Source organism: Microcoleus sp. PH2017_34_RAT_O_A (genome assembly GCF_020737885.1).
Classification (GTDB): Bacteria; Cyanobacteriota; Cyanobacteriia; order Cyanobacteriales; family Microcoleaceae; genus Microcoleus.
Map to the genome: position 1 here is coordinate 67,036 of NZ_JAEQDD010000009.1, position 10,949 is coordinate 77,984.

A 10,949-nucleotide genomic window follows, 5' to 3' on the forward strand; every position below is an offset into this window, starting at 1 on the left:
CTCATTACAAACTGGCAAGAGAGGACTGAAGTCCTCACTACAAACTGGTTCGTAGTAAGGACTTTAGTCCTGATTGACTCAACAACCCGCAGAGAGGATTAATGAACAGTGCGGAGTTTTTACCCCTTGTTTCGGTTGTGGTACCTGTTTACAACGGCGAGACGGATTTGCCGGATTTAATTGAGTGTTTGCGATCGCAAACTTATCCAACAAACAGAGTAGAATATCTCTTAGTAGACAACAAAAGTCGCGATTACACTTCAACTATCCTTCAAGCAGCAGCCAAATCCCCCAAGCAAGAGGGATTCAATCAAATCACCATTCGCAATCTCAGCGAAAATACGATTCAAAGTTCCTACGCCGCCAGAAATAAAGGAATTCGCGCCTCAACAGGCGAAATCATCGCCTTTACCGACGCAGACTGTCGCCCCGAACCTCAATGGTTGCAAAATTTAGTCGAACCATTCGCTAACTTAGAAATAGGAATTACCTGCGGTGAAATCCTCGCCCTTCCCGGTAACACTCTCTTAGAAAAACACGCCGCCCGCGAAAATACTTTATCTCAAAAACATACTCTCGCTCACCCTTTTTGTCCCTACGGTCAAACGGCTAACTTAGCTGTCCGCCGCCAGATTTTAGCACAAGTGGGTATGTTTCGCCCGTACCTTACGAGCGGCGGCGATGCGGATTTGTGCTGGCGGATTTTGCGGGAAACATCCTATAAAATGTATTTTGCCGAAAATGCGATCGCCCGACACCGCCACCGCAATACAATAAAACAGTTACAAAGTCAATGGTATCGTTACGGCGAGTCGAATAAATATTTGCACGAACTCCACGGTGTCGATTTGATGCGAGAATTCACCACAGGGGAATATTTGTATCGGCTGGCTAGATGGCTGTTAAAGGAATTGCCGGTTGCTACTGCTAAATGTGCGTTAGCGAAGCCCTCGAAGAGGATCGCCCGTGCCGATCTGGTAGATTTGTTAAATACGCCGATCGGTCTCATAAATGTCAGGGCAAGGGCGATCGGACAGCGACAAGCCAAACTCCCAGAACTAGCTCGGGAAATTGAGCGACTTTAATCCTTAGAAGAAGACTGGGCGGTTGAAACCGCGTCTATACAGGCAAAACCCGCCTCCGCGGGTTGAAGACCTATCCTATGTTATTCTCTCTTGAGTCCGCGGAGGCGGACATCGTTTGTGTAGGCGCGGTTTCAACCGCCGTCTGATCTTTACATCCGATAAGCAGAATTTATCTGTATATAAGTATGCTGAATTGAGAAATATGAAAATTTCAGGCAATCCTTAATATAAAATTAATAAGTCTATTTTGAAGCGCGCAGTTTCAGAATGACGAAAAACTCGCATTTACCCCCAAAATTTCTTTACTTCTGGCGAATGACCTCAGCCTTCTGGCGTCGAGATTATTCTCAGATTTTTCAAGTTTTGTAACAATTACAGGTAGTGCCAATGGCTCAAATCCTACTCCAGACCGTTTGGTTTATACCTTGCTATCCACTCATCGGCGCATTTCTGTCGATATTGTGGTTTCCAGCAGTAACTCGCCGCACGGGGCCTAGACCCTCCGGTTACGTAAACGCCATCTTAACTTTCTTCGCTTTCCTTCACGGCGTCATCGCCCTGACAGCTATCTGGAACCAACCGGCACAACACCAGTTCATTCCCTGGCTGAATGTGGCAGGTTTAGACTTAACCATTCCCGTAGACATTTCTGCTGTCACCGTCGGGGCGACAGTTTTGATTACGGGACTGAATTTTCTGGCGCAGATTTATGCAGTCGGCTACATGGAAATGGACTGGGGCTGGGCTAGGTTCTTTTCCCTGATGGGGCTGTTTGAAGCGGGGATGTGCGGCTTGGTTTTGTCCAACTCCCTGTTTTTCAGCTACATGATTCTGGAAGTCCTGACTCTGGGAACTTACCTGCTAATCGGGCTGTGGTTCAACCAGTCTTTGGTGGTGACGGGCGCCCGCGATGCTTTCTTGACTAAGCGGGTAGGAGACTTATTCCTGTTGATGGGAGTAGTTGCAATTCTGCCGCTGGCTGGAACTTGGAATTTTGACGAATTGGCAGTTTGGGCTAAGACTGCAAACATTGACCCCACAGTGGCGACGCTGTTGAGTTTAACTTTGATTGCCGGCCCGATGGGCAAATGCGCTCAGTTTCCCCTGCACCTGTGGCTGGATGAGGCGATGGAAGGCCCTTTGCCGGCAACGATTTTGCGGAACACAGTGGTTGTGGAAACCGGTGCTTGGATTTTGATTAAATTGCAGCCCGTGATTGCATTGTCGCCCGTGGGGCTGAAGACAACTATTATTGTGGGTGCTGCAACGGCGGTGGGTGCGTCTTTAATTGCGATCGCCCAAATCGACATCAAGCGCACGCTTTCCTATATAGTTAGCTCTTACATGGGCTTGGTATTTATCGCCGTCGGCACCGGACAAACCCACACAGCTTTGACATTAATCTTTGCCTACACCTTAGCAATGGGTTTGTTGGTGATGAGCATCGGTTCAGTAGTTTGGAACAGCATCACTCAGGATGTCCGATATCTCGGCGGTTTGTGGGCGAAGCGGCCGATATCGGGAATATCGTTTCTTGTTGGCGCCGCTGGAGTGATGGGCCTGCCACCCTTCGGCTGCTTCTGGGCTTTATCAGAATTAGCAGGCGGGCTTGCTAAAACTCATCCTTCACTGTTAGTAGTAGTGCTGTTTGTGAACGGCGTGACTGCTTTTGGCTTAGTGCGCGTTTTCGGTTTAGTTTTCGGTGGCAAACCGAAGCAAATGACTGAACGTTCGCCCGAAGTTGCCTGGCCTTTTGTCTTGCCGATGACAGTGTTAATGGGATTTACCTTGCACGTCCCACACTTGCTCGCCGCCTGGGAATTACTGCCTTTGGCAACTTTGAATTATACTGCGGCCGGACTGTTAGCTTTGTCAAGTGCGATCGGCATTGGTGCCGGAGCATTTATTTACCTGAACGAAAAGTGGGAAAAACCAGTGCGAATTGGTTCTCAAGCCGTGCAAGACTTCTTTGCCTACGACTTTTACACCGCCCAACTTTACCGCGTGACCATCATCTTTGCCGTCGGTCTGGTTTCCCAAATCATATCCTGGTTCGATCGCAATATTGTTGACGGATTCGTTAACTTAATCGGTTTTGCCACAGTTTTCGGCGGGCAAAGCCTCAAATACAACGTTACGGGTCAAACTCAGTTTTATGCCCTGACAATTCTCTTCGGAGTGGCACTTTTAGGATTGCTCGTAAGCTGGCCTCTGTTGGCTCGCCTCTCGCTGATTGTGGGCGGGTAAAGAGATATAAAGTTGAAGATTTTAGGTGACACTTTTAACCTAAAATCTTAAATAAATGAAGTCTTGAATAAAGATTTCAAACTCAATCCAACAAGGCAGAATACATGAAAGACGATCGCAGACAAGTAAATCTTTCCCGGCGCAACTCCCTCAAATTTGTCGCAGGAGCAATAGGTACAGGAATACTCGCAGCACGAGTAGGTGCTGATGTGGCTTCACCCGAACCAGCAATTGCTCAAAATGACTTCACTCCCGATGTCGCTTTGGCAAAATTGATGGAGGGGAACAAGCGATTTGTTGACAGAAAACGCCAAAGTCCCAACCAAGACTTACCCCGCCTCGTTGAAGTTGCCAAAGCTCAAAAACCATTTGCTGCTATTCTCGGCTGTGCAGATTCCCGCTTTCCTTCTGAGATTATTTTCGATCAGGGATTGGGAGATTTATTTGTATGTCGCGTAGCCGGAAATGTGGCTACTCCAGAAGAAATTGGCAGCCTGGAATTTGGCACACTGGTGTTGGGAGCAAAAGTGCTGGTAGTAATCGGTCACAAACGTTGCGGTGCGGTAGATGCAACCATCAAAGGCGCTCAAGTTCCCGGTCAAATTGGCAGTTTGCTCGACGCAATTAGGCCTGCTGTAGAAAGCTCGAAAGGCCAAGCAGGCGATCGTCTAGAAAATGCCTGCAAAGCCAATGTGGTGCTGCAAGCTAAAAGATTGAAAGCATCTCCAGTTATCTCTAAGTTAATTGAGGAGAATAAACTGAAAGTTGTCGGTGGATATTACGATTTAGACACGGGTGCAGTCAATATTCTGATTGAGTCGTAAACAGTTGAGAGTTGATAGTTGATAGTTGATAGTTGTCAATTGTTAAATACCAACTGTTGAAAAACCTCTTGGGAAAGCAGTAAAATTTAAACTGTCTAAAAACTTAGATATTAACTATCAACTGTCAACTATCAACTATCAACTGTCAACTGTCAACTGTCAACTATCAACTGTCAACTGTCAACTGTCAACTGTCAACTGTCAACTGTCAACTGTCAACTGTCAACTGTCAACTGAATCTTCACTCTTCACACATTATGCTTAGTGCATTGCTCTGGTTGCCCGCGTTGGGCGCTGCGGTAGTCGGGTTCTTGCCCGGAAAAATGAATGCGATGCGGGTGCGCTCCGTCGCTTCCGTCTTCGCTGCTGCCGTTTTCCTGTTGAATCTCTGGCTGCTAACTCAATTTGACACGACAAATGCGGGACTGCAATTTCAAGAATATTTGCCTTGGATTCCGCAATTGGGTTTGAGCTACAACTTGGGAATTGATGGCTTATCTTTGCCACTGTTAGTTTTAACCGGATTGCTGACGCTATTAGTGATTTACGGTACTGGTGAAGGTATGGCTCGCCCCCAGCTTTACTACGCTTTGATTTTGCTGATCAATGCGGGGGTGGCGGGAGCTTTGATGTCTCAAAATTTGCTGCTGTTCGTCCTATTTTACGAGCTAGAATTAATTCCTTTTTACCTGTTGATTGCGATTTGGGGCGGCAAACAGCGCGAATACGCTGCGATGAAGTTTCTGATTTACACGGCAGTTTCGGGACTTTTAGTTTTAGGCGGATTTTTGGGCGTAGCTTGGCTGAGCGGCTCTTTAAACTTCGATTACAGTGCAATTACTACTCAAGATTTGCCCTTAAACACGCAATTAATCTTGCTAACAATTGTCTTGTTTGGGTTGGCAATTAAAATTCCTTTAGTGCCCCTCCACACTTGGCTGCCGGATGCCTACGTGGAAGCTTCGCCAGCAACAGCAATTCTGTTGGGAGGTGTTTTGGCGAAGTTGGGAACTTACGGCTTAGTGCGGTTTGGTTTGCAGATGTTTCCCGAAACTTGGTCGATAGTCGCTCCTGGTTTAGCGATAATCGGTACGGTGAGCGTGATGTACGGTGCTTTGAGCGCGATCGCCCAAAAAGATATCAAGCGCATGGTAGCCTATAGTTCGATCGGGCATATGGGCTACATCCTCGTCGCCTGCGCCGCCGGCACCAAACTCTCCTTAATCGGCGCTGTCGGGCAAATGGTAAGCCACGGCTTGATTTTAGCCTTGCTGTTTTATCTCGTAGGCATCATCGAAACCAAAGCCGGCACACGGGATTTGGACGTGCTCAACGGCTTAATGAATCCGATGCGCGGCTTACCCACGGCAAGTTCGCTGTTAGTTTTGGGCGGCATGGCCAGCGCCGGAATTCCCGGTTTAGTCGGTTTTATCGCCGAATTTTTAGTATTTCAAGGCAGTTTCTCAGCATTTCCAATTCCGACTTTACTGTGCATTTTAGCCTCCGGGTTAACAGCAGTTTACTTTGTAATTCTGCTCAACCGCACCTGTTTTGGAAAGTTGGACAATGCCACGGCTTACTATCCTCCAGTGAAGTTTGCCGAAAATATGCCAGCCCTAGTTTTAGCGGCAATCATTTTCTTCTTGGGAGTTCAACCAGTGTGGCTGCTGAAGTGGAGCGAATCTACTACAAATGCGATGGCAGTAACTCTATCAACGGGCAGATATACTCAAGTAGCTGTCAGCTATCAATCTGAGAAATAGAATGGGAGAGGGGGAGAGCGGGAACTCAGAAAAATCTTTTTTCTTCCTTCTTACTTCTTCCTTCTTTTCTCTTCCATCTTCCTTCTTCCCTCAACATTCATCCATTGAATCGGTTAAACCCGCTATACAATTCGTTACCGAACTTCCCTCTGATATCATCTCCGGTGGACTGACCACAATAAGATTAGTTTGTAGTGCGGACTTCAGTCCGCAGCCGGAGCGGACTTAAGTCCGCACTACGAACTATTTTTGTTATGGTGATCGACCGGACATGATATGAATTCGGATTCTAATTATGGTAAAATAAAAACAACCAGTCAACTACCACCATAACTGTGTAAAAGTTTGGAACACCGCAAAAAATTCTAAATTCAGGTGCAGTTACAGCAATTTCCCTACTAGCAACTTCCAAGCATTGCGCTGCCGCAGACTTTGCGAATATTTCTAAATATTGAGATTCATTCAAACCAAGGAAGAAACAATGGTACAAACTCCTACTAAACCAGCAACTAAACTGCCTCCTTCCAAACACGAATTTGCCGAAGTCATTCACAGACTGGAAGCTGGCGGCGCGATGATTCCAGATACGCCGGAAAATCTGATGCAAATCATCGCGATTTGGAAGGCCTACGCGGTACCGATGGATTTCTATTGGCGGGATTTACTTTACATCGCGGAACGGGTATTTTTAAACCCGCTTCCCTTCTTTAAATACTTCTTACCCCAGGAGTATTTAGACTTGCAAAATCACTATTCAGGTGACGGTGCAGATTTACGGATTTGGCGGGGGACTGGAAGCGCACACCCGGAACTTTTGGAGTTCATGGAAAATGGAGAAACTGGCAAAAAGCCACGTTTGTTTCACCATTTGTGGCACGATCGCATTAACATGGAATTTGCCGAAGAGTGCATGAGGTCAATGCTGTGGCACCGGGGAATGTACGTTCCTGTCAACCAGTTTGACCCCTATCTCGACAGCGACGAATACAAAGCAAATGCCGATCGCGCAATTAAAGCTTACTTCAAAAAAGACCCGTTCATGCTAGCCTTGCACAAAGCATTTCCCGAAATGTTTTTGGAACAGTGCCGCCAGATGTCTTATTACAGCAATCTCGGTTTATTCTGGGAAGTAATGGCACCCGTGTTTTTTGAAGTTTCCGACTTGTACGACGAAGGGAAAATTACCACAGTACCCCAGGCGATGGATTTCCTGGTAAATGGTATATTTGCGATCGCCGGTCGTCCGATTTACCACCACGTTCTCATCGACGGCGAAACCTACGAAATCATCCCAAAATCCAAAGGTTTCACTTGGCTGTACGAGGCAGCGCTACCCTACGTAGAATCGGTATTTTACCGCACTTCGCCGTTCCGGGGAACCAAATCTTACAACGCCCAAGCCAAGGAAGTTCCCGACGACCAAAAAGACTTCCACTACGGTATTTTGTATGCAGACAAATTCCCTGTAGGAACTGCCGGCATCCCGCCGACGCTGCTAGCCCAAGATATGCTGCACTTCCTGCCGCCTTATTTGATGGATTTCTACAGGCAGCGATGCCGCGGCGAAGATGATATCCTGAATCAGATTGGGGTGACGTTCCAGCGATCGATGTACTGCGTTACTTCGGCGGTTATTCAAGCTTTGCGGACGGCGCTGCTGTATCCTTTGGATGACCCGAATCCGAAACATTTGAAGGCAAATCGGGCGTTTTTCGAGTCTCAGATCGATCGCTTCTGCCGCCCGGAATACGGCATGAAATATGCGGCGAAGTTGAAAAACATTCAGACTTCGGATTACAAATAGTCATTGGGAATGGGCATCGGGCATTGGGAATGGGGCATCGGGCATTGGGAATGGGGCATCGGGCATTTGTTATTTGAAAAACTCTTAACAAGTAACGACGAACTATTACTGATTACCGATTACCTTTTTCCCGATTACCGATTACCATGCTTCATGTCCAATGCCCTATGCCCCATTCCCCATTCCCCATTCCCAATAACTATGAACAGCAAAGACCTAGCCAAATATATCGAAGCAACCGACGGCATTTCTAAACCATGGCTGTTGGTGCAACTCCGGATGAAAAAATTGCAAGAAAGGCGATCGCAAATTTCTACTGAAGAATATCTCAAAGAACTTACCGATCTTCACCAAGATTTAATGAATCTGGGCGAATGGTGGGTGGGAATTGAAGACGAAGTGTTTTAATTAATTACCGATGCGAATACACTATAGATTTTCATAACCTTTAAATTTGACTAAGGTTTTGCCAATCAAAGCAAAGATCGATGGGAGGTGACATGATTTGCTGGTTGTTTTTGATTTAAATTTGCGAGTGATTGCCCGATCAACATATTTTTATATACAATATTTATTGAGATTATTTAATGCTTGACATTATAAGGTTAATTAGGTCAAATTAATAATTATTTTATGTTGATTGATTCATATAAATCATCAGTAGGACTCCGTTAAGGTCTTAATCATCTAATCCGGCAGTCGGGTAGGATGCGTTAGCTTTTCACATTTTTTGTGATGTGTCAAGCGAATGGTCTGACGCACCTTACGACTGAACTAAAAGGCAGGTTATCGGTAGAGAACAAAATACTCTCCTGCTTGAATTTTGCACGGAGTTGAATGTGCTTGCCACATTCGATTGGATTCTTATATTAAATATAGGCACATCGAAATGGGACAGATAATTATTAATGAATTCCGCCGTGACGGTAGTTTTCAGGGCGATGAGTATGTCGAACTACTTTTGACAGAAGACTTAACTGCTGCTCAATTGCAAACTTTTTTTGTTGGCGATTCAACGGATCTAACAACAGTTAAATATTCTGCCTATCAGTTCATAAATATGGCAAGTATTGCTCCTGTATTCAAGGCAGGAACAATAATTGTGCTGGGCGGTGAGAGCGTAATTCCAGCGAATGAAATTACCTACAATCCAGTTCCCCGAGGAACTGATGCTGATTGGAACATTCAATTATTGATAACTAGCAATAAAGGTGGTGTATACCTTAATAATGTTTTAGCTCCACCTAACAACTTTGCAGGAAATTTTGCAGCAGATTCAGATCTTGTTTGGGTAGATACTAGCAGTACGGGAACTACTTCAGTTGATTCGATCGCCTGGCCAACAACTGGTTTGGGAGCATTTGGCAATGCAGCTAAGGTAAAAATTGCCGCTCCGACGAATAACGGTGATAATGTCGAATTCATGAGCGCGATCGGCGGTGTGAACAAAACCGCTAATTATGCTGTCAATAGTGTAGGTTCGATCGGCGTACCCAATTTCGGCATTAACACTATTTATATTAACAGCCTCCGCAACCCGCAGCTCAACAGCGCTCCAACTTTAACAAATTCTAACGCTAATAGTTTAACTGCAATTAATGAGGACATAGAAAATGTAGCTAACACGGGTTTTAGTATTTTCAATATCACTAGCCAGTTAGGCGCTGATGTTAATAGCGATCCGTTGGGTGTCGCAGTCACAGCAGCAGACAATACTAACGGCAATTGGCAATTTTCAACTAATGGCAATACTTGGACAAATTTTGGGCCATTGTCCCAAAGCTCAGCAACAATTCTCGGCCCGACGCCTCTTTATAATGGCTTGCTTGGCAGCACTCCCAGTTCTCAGAATTGGCTGTCTTTGACCAACTCCAATATTATTGCTCCTACCACTATTGCTTCAGAAATATTAAGCGGTAATGGAGTTAATTTAAACAGCACGGCTGCTAATAATATCTATGCTGGCTATACCAATAATCCTTTAAGTCCGTTATTTCCGCCGCTCGATCGCACGCAGGGATTTAGCTTATCTTTTAATCTGCAAATTATCTCCGAAGCCCGTATCAATGCCAATCGGGCGGGTTTTAGCATTGTTACCGTTACGAGCGATCGCAAAGCAATTGAAATCGGTTTCCAGCAGCTATCTGCAACTACGGGCAATATCTTTGCTCAAGCAGACGGAATTACTCCCAATCCGGGCGGACAAACGAATAGCTTATTTGTGGCTGCTGAAAATGCTGCTTACAATACAAATCTTGCTACTAACTATACTCTGAAAGTTTTAGGCGACAATTACTTTCTTTCGGACGGTAGTAATAATGTTATACTAACGGGGCCTCTGCGAAATTATGCTGCATTTACTGGCGCGATCGACCCCTATGAAACTCCTAATTTTCTATTTCTCGGCGACGACACAACCTCAGCTCAATCTAACATCAACTTGACGCGGGTTTCTCTGCAAACGCCTGCGAAAGTCCGCTTTGTACCCAACCCAAATTATTACAGTATCGCTGGCAGCGAACCAACAATTACGGTGCGGGCGTGGGATGGAACGAATGGAGTTGGTAACGGTACTGTGGGTGTGAACGCTTCAGTTACTGGAGGAACAACGCCGTTTAGCACTAATTCGATCGCACCGACGATCGCAGTTAATCCAGTCAATGATGTACCTTCGTTTGTCAAAGGAGGCGATCGCACTCTCAAGAGTAACTCCAGCGCGCAAACCATCCCCGGCTGGGCGACGGCGATTTCTCGGGGCCCCGCCAACGAGTCGGGACAAACTCTCGCGTTTCAAGTTACGGGGAATGACAATGCTGCTTTGTTTAGCGTACCACCTGCGATCGACTCGGCGGGCACGCTAACATTTACACCGGCCGTAGGGGCGATCGGCAGTGCTAAGATCGCTCTCAATCTCAAAGATAATGGGGGCGTAGCTAACGGCGGTGTCGATACATCCGCCAGTCAAACTTTCGTCATCAATCTCACCAACTTGCCACCTGCTGGACAAACAGACAATTACACGATTCCCCACACCAAGGTATTCAACCAGCAAGCCCCCGGAGTATTAGGCAACGACAGCGACCCTGACGGCGATATTTTGACAGCCAAGGTATTGTCAAATCCAATCAACGGCAAGGTAAATTTCAATACTGACGGTTCATTCAGCTATATTCCCAATCCGGGTTTTGCAGGTACAGACAACTTCAGCTACAGCGTCAGCGACGGA

The 10,949-nt window shown here is 46.1% G+C and carries 7 protein-coding genes; all 7 read left to right on the forward strand.

The genetic code is table 11. The features are described 5' to 3' along the window. Positions 1–101: 101 nt before the first annotated feature. The gene (locus JGK11_RS05430) at positions 102–1,085 is read left to right on the forward strand and encodes a glycosyltransferase (protein WP_293210877.1); all 984 of its coding nucleotides are present in this window, start codon (positions 102–104) and stop codon (positions 1,083–1,085) included. Positions 1,086–1,472: 387 nt separating this feature from the next. Then, entirely contained in the window at positions 1,473–3,332 is a 1,860-nt protein-coding gene (locus JGK11_RS05435; protein WP_293182013.1) for an NAD(P)H-quinone oxidoreductase subunit F, read from the forward strand. 104 nt (positions 3,333–3,436) lie between these two features. Continuing rightward, the gene (locus JGK11_RS05440; RefSeq protein WP_293182015.1) at positions 3,437–4,156 is read left to right on the forward strand and encodes a carbonic anhydrase; all 720 of its coding nucleotides are present in this window, start codon (positions 3,437–3,439) and stop codon (positions 4,154–4,156) included. 257 nt (positions 4,157–4,413) lie between these two features. Next, positions 4,414–5,919, forward strand: a complete 1,506-nt coding sequence (locus JGK11_RS05445; RefSeq protein ID WP_293182017.1) for an NADH-quinone oxidoreductase subunit M — start codon at positions 4,414–4,416, stop codon at positions 5,917–5,919. 481 nt (positions 5,920–6,400) lie between these two features. Further along, on the forward strand, positions 6,401–7,723 hold the full coding sequence (locus JGK11_RS05450) for a CO2 hydration protein (RefSeq protein ID WP_293182019.1): 1,323 nt from the start codon (positions 6,401–6,403) through the stop codon (positions 7,721–7,723). Between the two features lie 201 nt (positions 7,724–7,924). Beyond that, positions 7,925–8,131, forward strand: a complete 207-nt coding sequence (locus JGK11_RS05455) for a hypothetical protein (RefSeq protein WP_293182027.1) — start codon at positions 7,925–7,927, stop codon at positions 8,129–8,131. Between the two features lie 481 nt (positions 8,132–8,612). After that, on the forward strand, positions 8,613–10,949 hold a 2,337-nt coding region (locus JGK11_RS05460; RefSeq protein ID WP_293210879.1), incomplete at its 3' end, for an Ig-like domain-containing protein.

Coding starts and splice junctions, on each gene's coding strand:
- JGK11_RS05430 (WP_293210877.1), top strand. CDS start 102: ATGAACAGTGCGGAGTTTTTACCCCTTGTTTCGGTTGTGGTACCTGTT.
- JGK11_RS05435 (WP_293182013.1), top strand. CDS start 1,473: ATGGCTCAAATCCTACTCCAGACCGTTTGGTTTATACCTTGCTATCCA.
- JGK11_RS05440 (WP_293182015.1), top strand. CDS start 3,437: ATGAAAGACGATCGCAGACAAGTAAATCTTTCCCGGCGCAACTCCCTC.
- JGK11_RS05445 (WP_293182017.1), top strand. CDS start 4,414: ATGCTTAGTGCATTGCTCTGGTTGCCCGCGTTGGGCGCTGCGGTAGTC.
- JGK11_RS05450 (WP_293182019.1), top strand. CDS start 6,401: ATGGTACAAACTCCTACTAAACCAGCAACTAAACTGCCTCCTTCCAAA.
- JGK11_RS05455 (WP_293182027.1), top strand. CDS start 7,925: ATGAACAGCAAAGACCTAGCCAAATATATCGAAGCAACCGACGGCATT.